The organism is Lysinibacillus sp. GJ-1 (assembly GCF_021166035.1).
Classification (GTDB): Bacteria; Bacillota; Bacilli; order Bacillales_A; family Planococcaceae; genus Lysinibacillus; species Lysinibacillus sphaericus.
In genome coordinates this window covers 972,190-994,358 of record NZ_CP088912.1, presented here as the reverse complement: position 1 = coordinate 994,358, position 22,169 = coordinate 972,190, and the positions used below count along the sequence as shown (strand labels likewise).

At 38.4% G+C, this 22,169-nt stretch carries 17 protein-coding genes; 7 read left to right on the top strand and 10 right to left on the bottom strand.

Going from position 1 to position 22,169, the window contains the following annotated elements:
- Positions 1 to 3 precede the first annotated feature (3 nt).
- The 9 genes from rlmN to LO754_RS04505 all read right to left on the bottom strand — a co-directional run bounded on the left by rlmN (position 4) and on the right by LO754_RS04505 (position 9,382).
- Positions 4 to 1,146 carry a dual-specificity RNA methyltransferase RlmN gene (gene rlmN / locus LO754_RS04545; protein WP_024362084.1) on the bottom strand — a complete coding sequence of 381 codons (1,143 nt, stop codon included), beginning with the start codon at positions 1,144 to 1,146 and terminating at the stop codon, positions 4 to 6.
- Positions 1,146 to 2,507: a 16S rRNA (cytosine(967)-C(5))-methyltransferase RsmB gene (gene rsmB, locus LO754_RS04540; RefSeq protein ID WP_231785692.1), complete on the bottom strand. Its 1,362-nt coding sequence runs from the start codon at positions 2,505 to 2,507 to the stop codon at positions 1,146 to 1,148. Before rsmB ends, rlmN begins: the two co-directional genes overlap by 1 nt.
- On the bottom strand, positions 2,504 to 3,445 hold the full coding sequence (fmt, locus tag LO754_RS04535; RefSeq protein WP_024362086.1) for a methionyl-tRNA formyltransferase: 942 nt from the start codon (positions 3,443 to 3,445) through the stop codon (positions 2,504 to 2,506). The genes rsmB and fmt overlap by 4 nt, the downstream gene beginning before the upstream one ends.
- Position 3,446: 1 nt before the next feature.
- Entirely contained in the window at positions 3,447 to 3,941 is a 495-nt protein-coding gene (def, locus tag LO754_RS04530) for a peptide deformylase (protein ID WP_024362087.1), read from the bottom strand.
- Between the two features lie 122 nt (positions 3,942 to 4,063).
- Positions 4,064 to 6,478, bottom strand: coding sequence for a primosomal protein N' (gene priA / locus LO754_RS04525; protein ID WP_231785691.1), 2,415 nt, complete (start codon positions 6,476 to 6,478; stop codon positions 4,064 to 4,066).
- Positions 6,475 to 7,482 (bottom strand): bifunctional phosphopantothenoylcysteine decarboxylase/phosphopantothenate--cysteine ligase CoaBC, encoded by a 1,008-nt coding sequence (gene coaBC, locus LO754_RS04520; RefSeq protein ID WP_231785690.1) that lies wholly within the window; start codon positions 7,480 to 7,482, stop codon positions 6,475 to 6,477. Before coaBC ends, priA begins: the two co-directional genes overlap by 4 nt.
- A gap of 131 nt (positions 7,483 to 7,613) precedes the next feature.
- The gene (gene rpoZ / locus LO754_RS04515; protein WP_024362090.1) at positions 7,614 to 7,841 is read right to left on the bottom strand and encodes a DNA-directed RNA polymerase subunit omega; all 228 of its coding nucleotides are present in this window, start codon (positions 7,839 to 7,841) and stop codon (positions 7,614 to 7,616) included.
- Positions 7,842 to 7,845: 4 nt separating this feature from the next.
- Entirely contained in the window at positions 7,846 to 8,463 is a 618-nt protein-coding gene (gene gmk, locus LO754_RS04510) for a guanylate kinase (RefSeq protein ID WP_024362091.1), read from the bottom strand.
- Between the two features lie 43 nt (positions 8,464 to 8,506).
- Positions 8,507 to 9,382: a YicC/YloC family endoribonuclease gene (locus tag LO754_RS04505; protein WP_024362092.1), complete on the bottom strand. Its 876-nt coding sequence runs from the start codon at positions 9,380 to 9,382 to the stop codon at positions 8,507 to 8,509.
- Between the two features lie 304 nt (positions 9,383 to 9,686).
- On the opposite strand from LO754_RS04505, the gene LO754_RS04500 reads away from it, so the two are divergent.
- The 7 genes from LO754_RS04500 to LO754_RS04470 all read left to right on the top strand — a co-directional run bounded on the left by LO754_RS04500 (position 9,687) and on the right by LO754_RS04470 (position 20,271).
- Positions 9,687 to 11,381 carry an NFACT RNA binding domain-containing protein gene (locus LO754_RS04500; RefSeq protein WP_231785689.1) on the top strand — a complete coding sequence of 565 codons (1,695 nt, stop codon included), beginning with the start codon at positions 9,687 to 9,689 and terminating at the stop codon, positions 11,379 to 11,381.
- Positions 11,382 to 12,112: 731 nt separating this feature from the next.
- A complete protein-coding gene (locus LO754_RS04495; RefSeq protein ID WP_025218772.1) occupies positions 12,113 to 13,798 on the top strand; it encodes a methyl-accepting chemotaxis protein in 1,686 nt (561 codons plus the stop codon).
- An 850-nt stretch (positions 13,799 to 14,648) separates the two neighbouring features.
- The gene (locus LO754_RS04490) at positions 14,649 to 16,304 is read left to right on the top strand and encodes a peptide ABC transporter substrate-binding protein (protein WP_025218771.1); all 1,656 of its coding nucleotides are present in this window, start codon (positions 14,649 to 14,651) and stop codon (positions 16,302 to 16,304) included.
- A 129-nt stretch (positions 16,305 to 16,433) separates the two neighbouring features.
- Positions 16,434 to 17,363, top strand: coding sequence for an ABC transporter permease (locus LO754_RS04485; RefSeq protein WP_024362096.1), 930 nt, complete (start codon positions 16,434 to 16,436; stop codon positions 17,361 to 17,363).
- Complete coding sequence (locus LO754_RS04480; protein WP_024362097.1) at positions 17,363 to 18,283, top strand: ABC transporter permease; 921 nt, start codon at positions 17,363 to 17,365, stop codon at positions 18,281 to 18,283. The genes LO754_RS04485 and LO754_RS04480 overlap by 1 nt, the downstream gene beginning before the upstream one ends.
- A gap of 13 nt (positions 18,284 to 18,296) precedes the next feature.
- Positions 18,297 to 19,352, top strand: a complete 1,056-nt coding sequence (locus LO754_RS04475) for an ABC transporter ATP-binding protein (RefSeq protein WP_024362098.1) — start codon at positions 18,297 to 18,299, stop codon at positions 19,350 to 19,352.
- Positions 19,345 to 20,271, top strand: a complete 927-nt coding sequence (locus LO754_RS04470; RefSeq protein ID WP_024362099.1) for an ABC transporter ATP-binding protein — start codon at positions 19,345 to 19,347, stop codon at positions 20,269 to 20,271. Before LO754_RS04475 ends, LO754_RS04470 begins: the two co-directional genes overlap by 8 nt.
- Positions 20,272 to 20,351: 80 nt before the next feature.
- On the opposite strand, the gene LO754_RS04465 is transcribed toward LO754_RS04470, so the two are convergent.
- The gene (locus tag LO754_RS04465; protein ID WP_231785688.1) at positions 20,352 to 22,157 is read right to left on the bottom strand and encodes an oligopeptide ABC transporter substrate-binding protein; all 1,806 of its coding nucleotides are present in this window, start codon (positions 22,155 to 22,157) and stop codon (positions 20,352 to 20,354) included.
- Between the last annotated feature and the right edge of the window lie 12 nt (positions 22,158 to 22,169).

Here is a 22,169-nt window from a genome sequence, read left to right as displayed (position 1 = left end):
TGGTCACCTCGTTTCTTCAGATCTCTCTTTCGCACGTAATTGTCCGCAAGCCGCATCAATATCTGAACCTTGCTCTCTACGGATTGTTACGTTAATACCATTTTTCTTTAATGTTTTCTCAAAAGCAAAAATTTTACTACGAGATGTGCGAATATAATCACGTTCTGGTACGTAGTTTACAGGAATTAAGTTCACATGGCATTTAATCCCTTTTATAAGAGCAGATAATTCTTCTGCCACTTCAACTGAATCATTTTCACCAGACATTAAACCATACTCAAAACTAACACGACGTCCTGTTTTTTTCGTATAGTAACGAACGGCTTCCATCAGTTCATCTAATTTGTAGGCACGTGCAATAGGCATTAGTTTTTGACGCGCCTCTTGGTTCGGTGCGTGCAAGGATACAGCAAAGTTAATTTGAAGCTGTTCATCAGCAAATTGATAAATTTTTGGTACAATGCCCGATGTTGAAACGGTAATATGACGTGCTCCAATGTTTAAGCCCTTTTCATGATTGATTACTTTTAGGAAATTCATCATAGCATCGTAATTATCGAAAGGTTCGCCTATGCCCATAATAACGATATGAGATACGCGTTCGTTTACTTCATCTAAAGCTTGCTGTACTTTGACAACTTGCTCTACAATTTCCCCCGCTAGTAAATGGCGTTTTAAACCACCTAACGTAGATGCACAGAACGTACAACCAATTCGACAGCCCACTTGCGTTGTGACACAAACAGAGTTGCCATATTCATGGCGCATTAAAACTGTTTCAATGGAATAGCCATCTTGTAATTGGAATAAAAATTTAATCGTACCATCTTTTGATTCTTGTTTAATAATCGTTGACAATGTTGTTAAAGCAAAACTTGCCTCTAACTTGTCACGTAATGCTTTTGATAGATTAGACATTTCTTCAAATGTTTTTACTCGTTTATTGTATAGCCAATCAAAAATTTGTGCAGCGCGGAATGCTTTTTCCCCATTTTCTTTTAGCCATTCTTCTAATTGGTGCGGTTGTAATGAATAAATAGATTCTTTTAAATTCGGTTTTTCTTTTTTCGCTCGTCGAACAGGCTGATCTTCCGCTTCCTCGACTAAATCATTAATACGTTCATTAAATTGCTCTTGATCCACCATTAGTTGGATTCTCCTTTTTTACGAAAGGCCGCGACGAAGAAACCATCGCTGCCGAAGTCTTGTGGAAAGACTTGAAGCATGCCATTTGCTTGCTTTTCCGTTAATTTTGTTGGTAAAGATTCTAGTTGTATAGCTTCCATTTCTGGATGCTCTGTTAAAAAGGCCTCAACAGTGCCTTCGTTTTCTTGTTTATCGACTGTGCATGTACTATAGACAAGCTTGCCATCTTGTTTTAATACTTTCGTTGCCGCATCAAGTAGCGCCAGTTGAATTTTTTGAAGATTTTCTAAATCCTCTTCACGCTTCGTATATTTAATATCCGGCTTACGACGCATAACCCCTAAGCCACTACATGGTGCATCGACTAACACCGCATCGAACGATTCCAATTGTAAAAAGTTTGGAGCCTTGCGTCCATCAATCGGAGCCGTTTCTACAATATCCAGTCCTAGACGTTCTGTATTATGGTCGATTAAATCTAATTTATGTGGGTGTAAATCCGTTGCCAAAATAGAACCTTTATTGCCCATTTTCTCCGCAAGATGCGTCGTTTTACCACCTGGTGCTGCACACATATCTAAGACGCGCATACCTGGAGAAGGATTCAACACATTTGCAGGAATCATGGAGCTTTCATCTTGAATGGTAATCACACCATCTTGAAACGCTTTTGTACGAGCAGGTTGCCCATTTGTAACATGAAGACATTCTGGCATTAGGTCACTTTGCTGTACTGTTAAGCCTTCCGCTTGTAAACTGGCAATCGCTTGTTCTGGTGTTGCCACGGTTCTATTGACGCGCACCGTTTGCACCGGCGGAACATTATTTTCGTGAAGCATTGCTGTCGCTACTTCCAGACCATAATTATGAACAAAGCGTTCAACTAACCATTGTGGATGACTCGTTTCAATAGCAAGACGTTCGATAGGATCTGTTATATCCTCTATTGCTCTTACGCCTTGACGCAAGATAGAACGCAAAATACCGTTTACTGTCGAAGCAATACCTTGGTGTCCACGACGTTTTGCAATTTCTACCGCTTCGTTTACGGCTGCATGCGGTGGTATACGTGTTAAATAGTGCATTTGATATAACGACAAACGCAGTAGCCAACGCACCCAATGATCTAGTTTACCACGAATAAATGGCTCTAAATAGTAGTCAAGGGTCATTTTATATTGAAGCGTCCCATACGTAATTTCTGTTAAAAGTGCACGATCCTTTGCTTCTATTTTATGGCGTTTAATCGTTTCGTGTAAAAGTAAATTACTATATGCTTGGTTTTTATCTACTGCTAGTAGGATAGAAAGTGCGGCATCTCGTACATTGCCATCCCAAATTACTACGCTTTTTTTACTCATTTAAATTGGTCCCCGATCTGTAATTTCGAACCTGTGCCTCGCAAATAGTCCTCTGCCGTCATTCGTTTTTTTCCTGCTGGTTGAATATCGTATAATGCTAGCGCTGTCCCATTGCCAGCCGCAACTTCAAAATGATCCTTTGCAATTGCTACCACTGTACCAGGTGTCACGTTATGTTTCGCTTGTCCAACTTGTGCCCACCAAATTTTAAAGTTACCTTCTTCAAATGTTGTATAGGCTACTGGCCAAGGGTGTAATCCTCGCACTTGATTGTAGAGAGTCGTGGCATCCTTTGCCCAATCAATTCGCTCTTGTTCCCGCGATATATTGCTGGCAAATGTCACTTGTGTTTCATCTTGTACTGTCCGGCTATTTGTTCTATTAATAATAGAAGGAAGTGTTTCTTTTAATAGCTCACACCCTACAACACTTAGTTTATTAAATAGACCACCTGTATGGTCATCTTCTTCAATAGCAATTGCCTTTTGAGATATGATATCGCCTGCATCTAACTTCTCCGCCATATACATAATCGTTACGCCTGTTTCTTTTTCACCATCGATAATAGCTTGGTGAATTGGCGCTCCACCTCGATATTTCGGTAAAAGGGAGGCATGCACATTAATGCAGCCAAGCGGCGGTGCATCGAGCAATTCTTTCGGTAAAATTTGCCCAAAAGCTGCTGTAATAACGATATCCGGTTGTAAATCCAGTATTTGCTGTAATTCCTCAGAGCCACGTAGCTTTTCTGGTTGAATAACAGGCAATCCTAATTCCAATGCTGCTGCTTTAACAGGTGGCGGTGTTAGCACTCGCTTACGCCCAACTGGTCGATCTGGTTGCGTCACAACAGCCTTGATATCATAGCCCTCATTGTGTAGCATACGCAAAATTGGCGCTGAGAAATCAGGTGTCCCCATAAAAATAATTGACGTCATATTATTCCTCCTCTTCTGCGTACATTTCTTCTAGCTCTTCTTCTGTCACAATGCGCTTAATTTTAGAATCAAATAATATACCATCTAAATGATCGATTTCATGTAAAATCGCTCGCGCTTCAAAGCCACCAGCTTCAAGCTCATAGACACGCCCTTCTCGGTCACAAGCTTCAATTTTCACATAATCAGGACGTTCAACTTCACCATATAATCCTGGGAAGCTTAAACACCCTTCGATATCCACTTCTGCTCCGTCTGTTTTAATAACAGTAGGGTTAATCATTTCTAAAATATCTCTTTCTTCACCTAGCTCGACAATTGCCACGCGTAGTCCAACATTAATTTGTGGTGCGGCAATCCCAACGCCATCATATTCCACCATCGTGTCGTATAAATCATCAAGTAATGCAATAATATCTTCGTTAATTTCTGTTACTTCAGCACATGGTGTAGATAATACTTTTGCTGGATGTTCGATTACTTTTTTAATCGCCATTTTTCGTTCCTCATTTCTATTATATAAGACGCTCTCTTGCCTTCATTTCACTCTTAGGCAAATCGCCATTTAAATCCATTATGCGGTAGTCAAGCTTGCTCGAAAAGAGCTATTGCGCCTTTTTATATCGTAGACGGGTCTAAATCAACCGTCATTAATATCCCCTGTTTAATCCATTCTGCTCGATACATCGCAAGTAAACGTTGCAAGACAGGTATCAGATTTGGTTCAATTTTATATTTTATCAAACATTGATAGCGATATCTATTTTGGAGGCGGCTAATACTCGCAACTGTTGGGCCAATAATGGACACTTGATTGGATAAATTTCCTCGAAGCCAATCTGTTGCACGTCCTGCATACTCTGCTGCCATCATGACATCTTCATGCGATACTTGTATAAGTGCAACGAAATAATAAGGTGGATAGCCCGAACGACGGCGTAAAAACATTTCCCGTTCATAAAATGGCTCGTAATCTTGTACTTTAGCTAATTCAATTGCATAATGCTCAGGCGTATAAGTTTGGATTACGACTTCACCCGCTTTATCATGACGACCTGCTCTACCACTTACCTGTGTAAGTAATTGAAAAGTCCGCTCCGCAGCACGGTAGTCTGGTAAATGTAATGATGTATCGGCACTAAGCACACCAACAAGTGTAATATTAGGAAAATCAAGTCCCTTTGCAATCATTTGCGTACCGAGTAAAATATCAGCTTGCCCCTCACCAAATGCTTGCAAAATCTCTTCATGTGCCCCCTTGTGCTTTGTTGTATCAACATCCATTCGTAATACCCTTGCTTCTGGAAATAATTTATAGATTTCTTCTTCTACCTTTTGTGTCCCTGTACCAAAATATCGAATATGCTCACTTTGACATTGCGGGCAAATTTGTGGCACATGCTCTTCATAACCACAGTAATGACACTTAAGTTTTTCCGTTGTGCGATGATAGGTTAATGAAATATCACAGTTCGGACATTGCACGACCGTCCCACAATCTCGACATAGCACAAAGGACGAATAACCTCTTCGATTTAAAAACAACACCATCTGTTCTCGTCGTTCAAGTCGCGTTCGTATCCCTTCAATTAGTAGTTCCGAAAACATCGAGCGGTTTCCTTTTTGAAGTTCCTCTCGCATATCTGCAACATATACAGTTGGCATTGCTTGATGCAGTGCACGCTGTTTTAACGTTAATAGTGTATAGACCCCTTTTTTCGCACGGGCATATGACTCAAGAGCGGGTGTCGCACTACCTAAAATAACAGGACAACGGTAATATTGGCTTCGCCAAATGGCTACATCTCTCGCATGGTAACGGGGTGAATCTTCCTGCTTGTAAGTCGATTCATGCTCTTCATCTAAGATAATTAGCCCTAAATTAGTAAAGGGTGCGAAAATTGCTGAACGGGCACCTACTACAACCCTTACTTTCCCTTGTTGAATTTTACGCCACTCATCATACTTCTCTCCAACAGATAACCCACTATGCATCACGGCAACCATCTCACCAAAACGACTACGAAAACGCTCCGTCATTTGGGGCGTTAACGAAATTTCAGGCACTAACATAATAGCTTCCTTGCCGTCATTTAAAACCTTTTGAATCGCTTGCAAGTAAACTTCCGTTTTGCCACTACCTGTAACACCTTGCAATAAAAAGGTGGCAGCAGATTGTGTATCAATAGAATGCGTAATTGCTTTTAATGCAACGGCTTGTTCGTCCGTTAATTGTAAGGACTGTGTACGTGCAACATCCTTTGTAAAAGGATCGCGATACACTTCTTCTTGTATAAAACTTGCTGCGCCTTTTTCAATAACCGCTTGTAATACAGCAGCCGAGACAGCAGTTGCTTCATAAATTTGCTGTGGTGTAAAAACTTCACCTAAATGCGAAGCCATCCATTCAATTAAAGAACGTTGCTTCGCAGCTCTTGATGCCTCTTGCATAGCATTGCTTAATGCTTGTTCGTCCTCAGTTATCTTTACCATACGAACTTCTTTTACATTGCCTTGTTGCTTCACGACATTTTCTATTTTTACAATTTTATCGGCAATTAACGTTTTTAAGAGTGGCAATAATCCTGCCCGTTCAAATTCCTTAAAGTTTGCCTGTTGTCGCTTCCCAAAAATTTGTTGGACAGCCATTGGCAAAATCGTTTGATGATCGAGTAATTTGACGATTTTTTCATACTTAGCTCGTAATGCGGAGGGTAGCATTACTTGCAAAGCATCAATTTCATAGCAAATTGTTTCATTTTTAAGCCACTTTGCCATCAACAACATTTCTTCAGTAAAAACAGGCTCTATATCTAAAATTTGAGCAATCGGCTTTATTTTATTAGTTGGAACATCTGTCTCATGTTTTAAACCTACAACAAATCCTAGTACATTTCTCGGTCCAAATGGTACTTTTACACGACAGCCTTTCTCTATAACAGCTACCCATTCTACAGGAACCGCATAGTCAAATGAGCGATCTACATGGTATGTTGAAACATCCACTATGATCTCTGCGTATAAAACGTTCATTGCGACTCACCTTTTAATATATGATGCCATAAAACTTTTGCAAATTGTGTCGTATCTGAAATATTGACAATTTGTCCGTTTATTGTTGCTGTTTGACTATAGTCAATCCATTCATCGGCTATTACTTGTAACACCGGATTCCCTAGCACTTTTTGTCCAAATGTCACTGCCTCTGTACCTGCAATGGATAGAGTAGGGGCACTTTCAATTGTTGGTATGTTGGCTGCGTGGATAAATAAGAGCTGTGCGTTTTGCTTTTTAACGTTCTCTACTTGCGTTATAAGGTCATACGCATTTGTTCCTTCTTCACCTAAAAGAATGACATGTGCCCCTAGTGCTTGCGCTTCTCTCGCTAACGCTTGTCCAACCTTACCATTGGCCTTTGTAGTAATTACATGCTGATTATCCATAGGGACATAACTTGCTCCGGCTGTTACAAGCACCGTTCGTCCTGCTAATGGCTTTGGAGCGAAAAAATACTTTTGCACAAGTGCCGTAATTTTCTCTGGCTCCTCTAAACGACCTTTCCCAACATAGCCACATGCTAAAAAGCCTTCTGACGGTTCGATAAATTGATAACCATCTGTTGCTAGTTGTGCCAAATTGCGCTTAACCGCTGGATGATCATACATATGGACATTCATCGCGGGTGCAATCCAAACAGGTACAGTAGTAGCAAGTAATGTCGTTGTTACCATATCGTCTGCAATACCGTTTGCTAGTTTGCCAATCACATTGGCAGTTGCAGGAGCGACTAATATTAAATCTGCCCAGTCAGCTAAATCTATATGGGCAATGACATTCGAATCTTTTTCATCAAATGTATCGAAGTAGACATCATTTTTTGACATGACTTGAAAGCTTAGCGGATTGACAAACTGCCGGGCTGATGCTGTCATAATGACCTTTACACGGGCACCCGCCTGCGATAGTTTACTCACTAGCGCGACAGCTTTATAAACCGCAATACCACCTGAAACACAAAGTAAAATATTTTTATTCATCTACAATGTCGTCCTTTCAAACGATAAGCTCCCAAAGGACAATTTCCTCGGGAGCTCTCGGCATTTTTGTATAATCAAAAAATCACTGCAGATTTTAACATTAACTTGGCAAAAGCTTTATACCATCAATGTTAGATTTCGTCTTCGTACACAGCGGACTCATCCTGTGATACTTTTGTAAGTACACCTGCTGCTACCTCTTCAAGTGCTTTTCCTACATATTTATAGGAAACATATTTGTGTAGGCGCTCAGTACCTTCTACTTCTTGCATTTGACGAGCACGTTTTGATGCTAAACTTACTAAAGAATATTTTGAATCGATTTCTTTTTTTAAGGCATCTACTGATGGGTATAACATTGGTTTATTCTCCTCTCAACATTGACAAATATCTTTTTTCAACACGTTCTCTTCGACAATGCTCGGCTTTAATAATCGCATTTATACGATCACAGGCATTTGTCACTTCATCATTTTCAACTACATAATCGTATAAGCTCATCATTTCAAGCTCTTCACTTGCAGTTGCAATGCGCTTTGCAATAACATCCGCTGTTTCTGTCCCACGGCCAACTAAACGATCTTTTAATTCCGTTAAACTTGGAGGGGCTAAGAAAATAAATAAGGCATCCGGTGCTTTTTTACGAATTTGTGCTGCTCCTTGTACTTCAATCTCCAAAAATACATCACGACCAGCATCAAGTGTTTCATTTACATAGGCTAACGGCGTGCCATAGTAATTGCCTACAAATTCAGCGTGTTCTAATAAGCCACCTTGGTCAATTAACGTTTCAAACTCTTCACGTGTCTTGAAAAAATAGTCTACACCATCTACTTCACCTTCGCGAGGATTTCGTGTTGTCATTGAGATGGAATACTCATAATTCGTATTCGGTTGAGAAAATAATTCTTTTCGCACTGTCCCTTTTCCTACACCAGACGGGCCTGACAGAACAATTAATAATCCACGTTCTTTTATCATTTATTCTCTATATCTCCCTTAATTTATAACAGATGCAGGCATGTTATTCGATATTTTGAACTTGCTCACGCATCTTTTCTAAAATTGTTTTTGCCTGAACTACTGCAACGGCTGCTTCTGTCGATTGATTTTTAGAACCTATCGTATTGATTTCACGATGGATTTCCTGCATTAAAAAGTCTAATTTACGCCCGATTGAAACGGTTTCTAGTAACGTTTCTTCCAGTTGGTTAAAATGACTATCTAATCGATCCAATTCTTCCGTTATGTCCACTCGTTCTGCAAATATCGCTACTTCTGCGAGTAAACGATCTTCTAAAAGCGCTACTTCTGCAATTTCAGCAATCCGTTCTACTAAACGTGTACGATATTTTTCAACAGCAAGTGAAGAACATGAACGTATTTGATTCACTTGTTCCATTAGCTGTTCTTTATATTGTACAACAACATCTTGCAATTCTTGCCCTTCACGCTCACGCATTTGAATCAACTGTCCAATGGCTTCTGTTACCGCATGTTCCACAGCACCTAATAAATCTTCTGGCGTTAGTTGCGGCTTTTCTTGTACCAATGCTTTCTCAAGCGCTAGTAGCTCCTGCATCGTCCATTTTTCTTCTAGCGGTACTTTACTTGCTAATTGTTCTTTTGCCTTACGATACGCTTCAATTAATGACCAATTAATTTCAATAGATTGCTCGACATTTTCTAAATCTTTTACATATACCATCACATCAATTTTCCCTCGGGATAAAGCTTGTGAAATTAATTTCTTCGCAAAAACTTCTGCTTCAAGCCATTCTTTCGGAAATTTTGCATGAATTTCTAAAAAACGATGGTTGACCGAGCGTATTTCTACGGTTAACTGAAAGTCTCTTGTTGTTGTGACACCTCTGCCAAAACCAGTCATACTACGCACCAAGGTTCGTCACACCTTTCTTTGCATACTGGGATAATTATAACATAAGCTCCGTCATTTATGACGTCTCTCCACAAAAAAATCGCTAGAGCAAAAATTAATTCTACCACATCTGAAGCTATATTTTAATATTCACCTAAAAAATGCTATGATAAACATACTAAAAAAGCATTCGTGCTTGAAATGGCTGTTTTGGGAACACTTTATAAAATTATGAATTGCACCATTGTAGTTCGTTTTAGCAGACCTTTTCAGCGCAAATACGAAAACACAATGATGCAATATATCGTTGGAAAGAGGAATTAAAATGGCATTTGATGGTTTATTTACTTATTCAATGACAACAGACCTACAAAAATTAGTAACAGGTCGTATTACGAAAATACATCAACCTAACGCTCAGGAAGTTGTTTTACAAATCCGTGCAAATGGAGGGAACCATAAATTATTATTTTCTATCCACCCTTCCTATGCACGTGTACATCTTACAGAGCAAACAATCGAAAACCCTGCTGAGCCCCCTATGTTTTGTATGCTTTTACGTAAGCATCTAGAGGGTGGTTTTATTTCTTCTATTAAACAGCATGAGTTAGATCGTATTATTATAGTAGAAATCCAAAGTAAAAATGAAATCGGTGATCCCATTGTACGGGAACTACATGCAGAAATTATGGGTCGCCATAGTAACCTGTTATTAATTGATACAGAACAAAATAAAATTATCGACAGTTTGAAACATTTATCACCTTCGATGAATAGTTTCCGAACAATATTACCAGGACAGCCTTATATCGCCCCACCTGCACAAAATAAATGGCAACCTCTTACGGTCGATGATGAGCAACTAGCTGCATTTTTCGCAGAGCCAAAAACCGCTAAAGATATTGTGTCGCAATTTATTGGCTTTTCTCCATTACATGCAGAGGAGTTATTATTTCGCTTAACCGCCACGTCAAACAAAGTCGGATGCTTCAAGGACTTTATGGCAGATTTTAATGATGGTGGCAAAGAACCGATGTATGTTTACGCGCATGGTAAAACATACTTCTCCCCAATTGCTTTAACACATTTACAAGGAGAGAAAACTGCCTACCCAAATGTACATGAGCTTCTTGACCGTGTATTCTTTGCTCGCGCGGAGCGAGATCGTGTGAAGCAACAAGCAGGTGATTTAGAACGCTGGTTACAAAACGAAATCGACAAACTATCATTAAAAATCAAAAAACTGACGAAAGACTATGAACGCGCCTCCAAACTAGATCAGTTCCAATTGTATGGGGAACTATTGATGGCCAATATTTACGCTTTTGAAAAAGGTGTGAAGGAAGTGACCGTCACAAACTATTACAGTGAATCTGCTGAACAAGTGACGATTCCGGTAAGTGAGCGTAAAACACCGATTGAAAATGCACAAAGTTATTACACGAAATATACGAAGGCTAAAAATGCCCTTATTATGGTGCAAGAGCAACTCGAAAAAACGAGAGAAGAAATAACCTATTTTGAGATGTTAGCGCAACAAGTGCAACAAGCATCGCCTGGTGATATCCAAGAGATTCGTGAAGAATTAGCGGAACAGGGCTATTTAAAACTTCGTCACGCTAAGAAAAAGAAAAAACAGCTTAAACCTGAACCCGAACATTATCTATCATCTACAGGAACGCCCATTTCTGTAGGGAAAAACAACAAGCAAAATGATATGCTGACATTTAAAATAGCAAAGCGTACAGATATTTGGCTACATACAAAAGATATACCAGGCTCTCATGTAGTCATTCACAACGCTAATCCCGATGATACGACATTGCGAGAAGCTGCAACACTTGCCGCCTATTTCTCAAAAGCACGTGACTCATCTTCTGTTCCGGTAGATTATACAGAAATAAGACAAGTGAAAAAACCTAATGGTGCCAAACCAGGATTCGTTATTTACTTCGAACAAAAAACATTGTTTATAGATCCCGACGAAACGGTTATTTTACAATTAAAGAAACAGTCTTAATAATACAATAGAGGCTGGGACAAAAGAGAAAAGGTGTTAGATTGATGGCAGTCAGTCTAACACCTTTTTTGCTGCGCCGTTGTTGTTGGCTCGGCGGTGCTTTCCGCTCAGCACAGTAAGCCGCAACCCTCGCTAACGCGCGGAATGCCAGCGTCTTACGCTGTGTGCGTTCTGAGCAGGAGTCACCGCATCCGCTACCAACAACTAGTGAACCCTTCTAATGTTTTATTTATTGCAAATGCAAGAATAGATAAGTTCTCCATAACAAAAAATTTATTGTTCCTTATATTTTTTTAGTTATATTTCAGCCACTTCTTTTGTTATGCCGTTGCTATCCGCAAGGGGATTGCTTTACGCAGGTACACCGCAAGGCGCTACAACATGTAATATGCTCTTCTATTTATCCTCATTACAAAAGAAAAAATAGCTAAGTACTTGTGCATACTCAATAACAATCTTGCACCGAAATCCTACGATTTTATAAAAATTTTATCGTTATGTCCTAGCCCCAATTTTTTTCAGTTGTTCATCCACAGCAATCCGTACTATATAACGATAAAAATTTGTGTCCATTTCAATTTTCACAGGCAATGTGCCCTATCATAAAATAAAAAGATTTTAAGCATGAATATTCTGAACTGTTTCTATGTCCGCTTATTGACTTCTCGCTTCTACGATGTCTTAATTTAACTATAAAAAATTTTAAAGCATTTTAGAAAGGGCGTATTACTATGTCTGTTGGCAAAAAATTAAGCTTCGGTTTTTTCTCAATTATTTTGATCTTATTTATGTCTTTGCTTATTTTGTTCAACCAATTTTCCAATATTGAGAAGAAAGTTGAAGCTGCATTAGAAGACCGCGTTTCCCAAGTAGAACTGTCAGATAGTATTCAATTTGAAATGGCGATGCAAGGTCTTTTTATTCGCGCAATGTTTATAGAAGATACAGCAAGTAATAAGGATAGTTTAATTAAACACGCTGGATTGTTAGATGAGCACGTTGCCGAAATTGCAAAAAAAGCAGATTCGCCCGAAATGGTTGAATATGCCAAAGAACTTGATACATATAACGATGCTTTTAACAAAGCAGCTGATCGTGCTTTAGCTTTACATGATGAAGGAAAATTAGATGAGGCGTTAAAAATAGTCAATAGTGATGCACAACAAGCAAACCGAGGACTACTAGAAGTCTCAAATAAAGTTGTCGATTACCAAAAAACACAGCTAGAGAATATTACAGCAGAATCTAAAGAAGCAGTAAAAAATTCACAAATCATTTCGATTATCGCGATTATTATTGGTGTAGCACTTGGCATATTCTTAATGCTTTATGTACATCGCAAAGTTACTACCCCTTTAAAATCAGTTGTAGCCGCTGCCAACAACATTGCAAACGGTGAATTATATCATCAAGATATTACCAACCACTCTAAAGATGAAATTGGACAACTGGCGATAGCCTTTAATACGATGAAAAGTAACTTAAGTAATTTAATGACACATATTCAAAATAACTCAGAACATTTAACAGGCGCAGCCGAGGAGTTAACGGCTTCTACTGAAGAAGTTTCTGCTACAACAGAAGAAGTTTCTTCACGCATTCATGAAACCGCCGCCGCGGCCGAAACCGCAACAATTGCTGCAAAGGAAAGTGCTGCCGCAATGGATGAAACAGCTACAGGTGTACAACGTATTGCAGAAGCAACACAACAGCTTCACCATAGCGCCATCGCTACATCAGAAACAGCCAATACAGGGAACAATATAATAGAAGAAGCCCAACAGCAAATGAATGTAATCAATGATTCTACTCAACTTATTAACACACTCGTTCAAAAACTAAGTAAACAATCAGTAGAAATCAGCAATATTACAGAAGTTATTACAACAATTACAGATCAAACCAACCTGCTCGCTCTAAATGCCGCTATCGAAGCAGCACGCGCAGGTGAACACGGGAAAGGCTTTGCTGTTGTAGCAGATGAGGTGCGCAAGCTAGCCGAAGAATCAAAACAATCCGCTAATAAAATTGTCGCTTTAACACAAGATATTCAGCAAGATACTAAAAATGTAGAAAAAGCAGTAGTCGACGGTCTTCATTCTGTAAATGATGGTGTTAAAATGATTGGAGAAGCAGGTATTGCTTTCGAATCCATTGTCCAAGCAATTACGACGATGTCCGATCAAATAGAAGATATTTCAGCAACATCAGAAGAAATATCTGCCAGCGCTGAACAAGTAGCCGCATCAGTTGCTGAAATTGCTTACGGCGCTTCAGCAAGTGCGGATAATACAAAGATTATTGCCGAAGCTATGAAAGAACAAGCAGCTACAATTCAACAAGTAAACTTCGTTGCAACAGAATTAAGCGAGAAATCTTTAGAATTACAAAATCAGATTCACCAATTTAAGTTATAAAACAATAAGTAAACATTCTAGGTAAATGCTGATAACGAGACAGCGTTTATTCTAGAGTGTTTTTTTACACGATTTTTTAGAAATAATTGGATAATCCGAATGATAAAACGTGAAATTTAGATATGAAATCATTTTTATACAAAATTTAGCTGACTTTGTTGATTTCTGTCGAAAAGAGGAAACTGCACAATCAAAAATCTATTCTTAATTGAAAAACACCCCACATTTTTTATAAAAAATAGCGATTACAAAGGCAAATGAATTATTTTAAAAAAACATTAGACTACTTTCTTGTGCTAAAATCCCCCTATAAACAACATAAATAGTCATGTTAAATCATACAAATTTCTCTCAATTTCCCTTTTTTTCTCTCCCAAAGCTAAATACTAGATAAATACAAAACAAAATTTTTATATATCATTTATAGATAGTATTATTCATATTTTTAGATTAGAAACTGCAAAAAATTACCTAATAAAAAATCATATTCACTTAGTTTTACAATGATTTTCTACAAAACTATAAAAATTCTTCAAGGTAGAACATCTATGACTTTAGAATCATTTTTTATTTTGTAATAATATTATCAAAAAAATAGGAATTTTCCGTATAGTAAATCATTTTTTTGATTTTGTTTCATTTTTGATATTTTTAGCTATTTTAAATCAAATTCTCATTATTTAAACACTTTTGTACTCTAAAGTGATAAACAGAAGAAAATTATTATTCTTGTAAATGTCAGATAATACTATATAAATTTGAATCTTTTTTATTTTGTGCACAATGACTTTTTTGGTATATTAAATAGGAGCTTCACAAAAGGCTTAAAAATTGTATAAGGGGGATTCACATGAATAAGAACAAAAAGTTTTTATTACTAACTGTCCTTGCAGTATTTTCATTAGTACTTGCTGCATGTGGCTTTGGTGGAGATTCGTCTGACAAAGCAAAAGACGATAAAAAAGATTCTGGTTCATCAGAAACAGCAAAAGAGCTGAACTTAGTAATACCTTCTGAGCCACCATCTTTACACCCACAACTTGCAACAGATTCTACATCTAGTGCAATCTTAATTAACGTATTTGAAGGTCTAACTCGTGCAGACGCTGATGGACAACCACAGCCAGCTATGGCTGAGAAATGGGATGTAAGTGAAGATGGTTTAACTTACACATTCCACTTACGCGATGCAAAATGGACAAACGGAGATCCAGTAGTTGCTGGCGACTTCGAATATGCTTGGAAATGGGCTTTAAATCCAGAAAACCTATCTGAATATGCTTCTGTATTCTACCCAATTAAAGGTGCTGAAGCTTACAATACAGGTGCTGGTTCTGTTGATGAAGTAGGAATTAAAGCTGAAGATGAAAAAACATTAGTTGTTACTTTAGCAAACCCAACTGCTTACTTCTTAGAGTTAACTGCATTCAAAACTTACTCACCAATCAACCAAAAAGTGGTTGAAGGTAAAGATGATTGGTACGCTGAAGCTGGTGAAAACTACGTAACAAACGGACCATATACATTAGATACTTGGAAACACAGTGATTCAATCGTGCTTAAGAAAAACGACGGTTACTGGGATGCTGCAAACGTAGCAGTTAATACAGTAAACATCGGTATGGTTGAAAACGAAGCAACTGCTGTAACAATGTTCAAAAATGGAGAAATTGATTACTTAGGTTCTCCATACCAAACAGTAGCACTTGATGCTATTGATGGATTCAAAGCTGACAAGTCATTAAATATTGATGACTATGCTGCTATCTATTGGTACAAATTCAACACAACAGATAAAGTTACTGGAAACGCTAACATCCGTAAAGCGTTAACATTAGCAATCGACCGTCAAGGCTTAATTGACAACGTAACTAAAGGTGAACAAAAACCTGCATTAGGTATGGTTCCATCTGCAATCAGTGGTTTTGAAGAAGACCGCGGTTACTACAAAGATAACGATGTTGAAGGTGCTAAAGCAGCACTTGAAGCTGGTATGAAAGAACTTGGTATTAAAGACGCTAAAGATATCAAAATCAACTTATCATTCAATACAAGTGAAGCACACGCTTCTATCGCTCAATACATCCAAGAAGGATGGAGCAAAAACCTTGGAATTACTGTAAGTCTTGATAACTCAGAATGGCAAGTTTACTTAGAAAAACTTAACGTTCTTGACTATCAAATCGGTCGTATGGGCTGGATTGCAGACTACAACGATCCTTACACATTCTTAGAAATGTACGATACTGCTAAAAACGGTAACAACGATACTGGTTGGGAAAATCCGAAGTACAAAGAATTGTTAAAACAATCAGTTGCAGAAGTAGATACAGCTAAACGTCTTGAGCTATTAAAAGAAGCTGAAGCTATCGCAGTTTCAGAATTCCCAGTTGCGCCAATCTACTACTACACAAACCTTTCAGTAAAACAAAAGTATGTTAAAAACATGGGACCAGATAGACTTGGTATCATCCAACTTAAAAACGTTGATTTAGACGCTAAATAATCTAAATAATATTTTTTAAGCTCTACAGCGAAGAGCTGCCTCGAAGCCACTTCGGCGCGAGTCAGCTCTTTTTAAAATACGAAGGCATATATTTGTCAGAAAATTGACAAATAGAAGGAGGAGTTTTATGTGATTAATTATATTTTGAAAAGGCTGATGTATATACTTCTCGCGCTTTTCGTCATCGTAACGGCTACGTTTTTCTTAATGCGTCTTGCTCCAGGTAGTCCTTTTGCAAGTGAACGTAATTTCCCTCCGCAAATCGAGGAAAAGTTAAACGAAACGTATGGATTAAATAACCCTTGGTATATTCAATATAAAGATTATTTAATCGATACGGCATCATTTAATTTCGGTGAGTCTATGAAGTATAAAGCGCGTTCTACAAATGACATGATTAATGAGAGCTTCCCTGTTTCGTTAACTCTTGGGATTGAAGCTATGCTATTGGCGGTTGGATTCGGTGTATTAATAGGCGTAGTTTCAGCGCTTTATCATAATAAGTGGCCGGATTATTTGGCAACGTCCTTTGCGGTGCTCGGAATATCGGTACCATCGTTTATTTTGGCAGGCTTAATGCAGTATTTCTTAGCCTTTAAATTAGGCTGGTTCCCTGTTAGTGGATGGAAAGGCTTCGTCTATAGTATTTTACCTGCCCTTGCTATTGCGTTCTCACATATGGGCTTTATCGCTAAACTAACACGTTCCAGTATGCTTGAACAAAACAGCAGTGATTATGTAAAAATGGCTCGTGCGAAAGGGATTGGCAAATGGACAGTCGTTTTCCGCCATACTTTACGTAATGCCCTTCTACCAGTTATCACGTACCTTGGTCCATTAACAGCTGGTGTTGTAACAGGTAGTTTTATCGTTGAAAATATATTCGCAATCCCTGGTCTAGGTAAACACTTTGTACAAAGTATTACAAACCGTGATTACACAGTTATCATGGGAACGACAGTGTTCTATTCAATCATCCTTTTATTTGCGGTATTAATTGTCGATATTTTATATAGCTTTATTGATCCGCGAATTAAGTTGAAGGGAGCGAAAAAGTAATGACGCAACAACCGATTAACAAAGATATGTTTAAAATTGTCGGTGGAAATCATGAAGCAACTGATAAATTAGCTGATAAATCCGTTTCCTTCTGGAAGGAAGTATTTATTCGTTTTTCACATAACAAGATGGCGATTTTTGGTTTAGTCACTTTAATCATCATTATTTTAATGGCGATTTTTGCACCGATGCTTTCACAATATAAATACAGCGATCAACTTGGTGTTTTCAACTCTCCACCATCTGCAGAATTTTGGTTTGGGACAGATGATTTAGGTCGTGATATTTTCGTACGTATTTGGGCAGGTGCTCGTATTTCCTTATTTATCGGGATTACAGCGGCGGTTATTGACTTAATTATCGGCGTTCTTTGGGGAAGTATTTCAGGTTTAGCTGGTGGTCGCGTTGATAATATTATGATGCGTATTGCCGACGTATTAACTGCGGTTCCTTACCTATTAGTTGTAATCGTATTATTAGTTGTTTTACAACCAGGTCTATTCCCTATGATTATCGCCCTTTCGATTACAGGTTGGATTAACATGGCTCGTATCGTCCGTGGTGAAGTATTATCGATTAAAAATCAAGAATATGTACTTGCTGCACGTACTTTAGGTGCTAGCACAGGGCATTTAATTTTAAAACATTTAATTCCAAATGCGCTTGGTGCAATTTTAGTAACAATGACATTAACAATTCCATCTGCTATTTTCACGGAATCGTTCTTAAGTTACCTTGGACTTGGTGTCCCTGCTCCACACGCTTCATGGGGTACAATGGCATCTGACGGAAATAAAGCGATTGCTAACGCTCCGTGGCGCTTAATTTTCCCAGCAGTATTTATCTCGCTAACAATCTTTGCGTTTAATGCTATTGGTGATGGCTTACGAGATGCACTAGATCCAAAACTACGTAAATAAGGAGGTGGCCGTAATGAGTAAAACAATTTTAGAAGTAAAAGATTTAAAAATTAACTTTAAAACTTATGCTGGACTTGTCCATGCTGTTCGTGGTGTAAACTTCGATTTAAAAGAAGGTGAAACGCTAGCGATCGTTGGTGAATCTGGTTCTGGTAAGAGTGTTACGAGTAACGCCTTAATGAAATTAATTCCACAGCCACCTGGTATTTATGAGTCAGGACAAATTTTATTCAATGGCCGTGATTTAATTCCACTTAGTGAAAAAGAAATGTCAAAAGTGCGCGGAAATGAAATTGCTATGATTTTCCAAGATCCGATGACAAGTTTGAACCCAACGATGAAGGTCGGACGTCAAATTACTGAAGTAATTTTACAACATAAAAAAGTTTCAAAAGATGCGGCGAAAAAACGCGCGATTGAACTTTTAACGCAAGTAGGTATTCCATTCCCTGAAAAACGTTATAACCAATATCCACATGAATTTTCAGGCGGGATGCGCCAACGTGTTGTAATCGCTATTGCACTTGCGGCAGATCCGAAGTTGTTAATTGCCGATGAGCCTACAACAGCATTAGACGTAACTATTCAAGCACAAATTTTAGAATTAATGAAAGAAATCCAAAAGAATTCTAAAACATCTATCATTTTCATTACCCACGACCTTGGTGTTGTGGCTAACGTTGCTGACCGTGTAGCCGTTATGTACGCTGGTCAAATCGTTGAATACGGTACAGTAGATGATATTTTCTATAATCCAAAACATCCTTATACTTGGGGATTACTTGGTTCTATGCCTGATTTAGATAGTAATGAGGACGAGCTATTACGTACGATTCCAGGTTCACCACCGGATCTTACAAATCCTCCAAAAGGTGATGCGTTTGCTGCTCGTAATGAATTTGCAATGGCCATTGACTATGAGCAAGAGCCACCAATGTTCAAAGTAAGCGACACACACTATGCAAAAACTTGGTTGTTGCATCCTGACGCGCCAAAAATTCCACTTCCAGATGCGGTTGCTAAACGTATTGAAGGCTTTATTGCGAAGGAGGAAGAATTCAATGACTAAAACGGGTGCAAAAAAAATTCTTGAAGTTAAAAACGTAAAGCAATATTTCGGTTCACCAAGCAACCCTATTAAAGCTGTTGATGGTATTAGTTTTGATGTCTACGAAGGTGAAACACTTGGTCTTGTTGGTGAATCAGGCTGTGGTAAATCAACGACTGGTCGTTCAATCATTCGCCTCTATGATATTACAGGTGGCGAAATTATTTTCGACGGTGAAAACGTTCATGGTAAAAAATCTAAAAATGAATTAAAGAATTTTAATCGTCAAATGCAAATGATTTTCCAAGATCCATACGCATCGTTAAACCCGCGTATGACGGCTGGAGAAATCATTGGGGAAGCTTTCGATATTCACGGTTTGTATAAGGATAAGAAAGCACGTCGCGAAAAAATCAACCAATTGCTTGAAGCTGTTGGTTTAAACAAAGAGCACGCTAACCGTTATGCCCATGAATTCTCTGGTGGTCAACGTCAACGTATCGGTATCGCACGTGCGCTAAGCTTAGATCCTAAGTTTATCATTGCCGATGAACCTATCTCTGCACTTGACGTATCGATTCAAGCGCAAGTTGTAAACTTATTAAAACAACTACAAAAAGAACGTGGCTTAACGTATCTTTTCATTGCCCATGACCTTTCGATGGTTAAATATATCAGTGACCGTATCGCTGTTATGTACCGTGGTAAAATTATGGAAATTGGTAAAGCAGATGATATTTACAATCATCCTGTACACCCTTATACAAAATCATTATTATCAGCTATTCCGCTTCCAGACCCTATGTCAGAAAAGCGTCGTCAACGTATCCCTTATACACATACAGAAGTTGACGAAAGCGCCACATACCATGAAGTTGGCGAACAACATTATGTATATGGTACTGCTGACCTTGTGAAAACTTGGGTTGGCACTAAGTAATATATATGATCCATCCACTGCAATTATGCATTGGATGGATCATTTTTTTTAGGATTATTCTTTTAAACATCTCTTTACGCTTATTTTATTGGCTCATCAGCTATCAATTCAAGATCTTGAATCTCTGTACCTGTTTCACGATCAATATTATAGCTTTTTATTCGTTTATTGACCGCAATAATTGAAGTACGGAAATACATAGGAACTACCATTGCCTTGTCAGCCATATATTCTTGCCATTTACGGAATGCTTGTGCACGATATGCTTGATCGAGCGCTTCTTCAGAGTCAATATCAGTTAACAACTTCGTTAAATCATCCGAAACGTAGCGACTAAAGTTAAATGCTGCGCCTTTTCCATACAATCCTACTGGTGATGGGTTCGAGCCAGTTTGCCACGCAGCCATATACATATCAATTTCCGGGTCATCTGCTTGTACTTTATCGTAGAAATTGTTGAATTCAATTAAACGGCATGTCGTTAGTTGTACATCAAGCCCAACATCTTTCCAGTTTTGACGATAGTACTCGACAATCGCTTCATCCGTATCAGAGCCTGACATTGCAGCTAAACGAATGATAAACTTATTGCCCTCTTTATCTTCACGAATACCGTCACCATCTATATCTTTATAGCCTGCTGCATCTAGTAATTGTTTTGCTTTTTCAGGATCAAAATGATAGCCTTCCAGCATGTCATCATAGTAAGTTTTGAAAGCTGGTGGTATTAATGAATTCGCACGCACTCGCAAACCTTGATAAAATTTATCTGTTACACTTTCAATATCCATTGCATACGCAATTGCCTGACGTAATTGGATATCATTCATTTTTGCATTTTCATCATAAATGTTTTCGCCCTTTTCTTGATCGTATTTCCCTAATTTAAAACCAAGGTAACTGTATGACAACTCAGGGCGCCCTAATATAGAAATATTCGATAAATTTTTTATACTATCATATTGTGTAGCAGGGAATGAAACAATGTCAAATTGCCCTGCCTTCACAGCTTCACCTACAGTTGAAGTTGAAACAACTTGAACAATCAGCTTATCAATTTTTGGCTTTCCTTTATAATAATGCTCATTGGCAACAAACTGTACAGACTCTCCATTGACGATATGGTCAAATTTAAATGGCCCAAGTGTAATTGGATTTTTGCGTACAGCATCAGACGATATTAAATCTTTTACTGCAATGGAGGCTAGTTGATGTTTCGGTGCCGCATAGCCCCATAAGCCATCGCCACCTGAATAAATAGCGGGTGACACTTTTTTAAGTGCGATTTCAATCGATTTGTCATCTATTTTTTTAATGCCTGCTATCGTATTTGCTTTGCCATCATGGTATTCTTCAGCTCCTATAATATTTCGAAAATCATCATCATAGCGCACACCTTCATAATCGGGATGGGCGATAATCTCATATGGATAAATTAAATCCTCTGCCGTTAATGGCGTACCATCCGACCATTTCACATCGCCTTGAATCGTGATTGTTACTTTTTTATTGTCAGTGTCGACTTCTAACTTGGCAATTCCCTCATCAGTTAATAAAAAATCACCATCGACTTCAAATAGACTATTTGAAGCATAACCTGTAATGGATGAATCCGTAGCATCCGCAGAAAGTTCAGCAAGGAAAATGCCCTTGAACGGCGAGTCCGATACAAGTCCTACATGTAGTGTCCCCCCTGCAATGGCTTCTCCCTCATTTGTTACTTCAGTTGGTAATAAACTTGTGTCTACTTTGTTGTCCTCTATTTGTGTTGGTTTATCATTGCTGCCTTTGGACTCGTTTGCCTGCTCTTTATTCGTGCTACTGCAAGCAGCTAATAACAACATGATTATGAATATCACGGATAACGTCAACGACTTTTTTGTCATCGTTATTCCTCC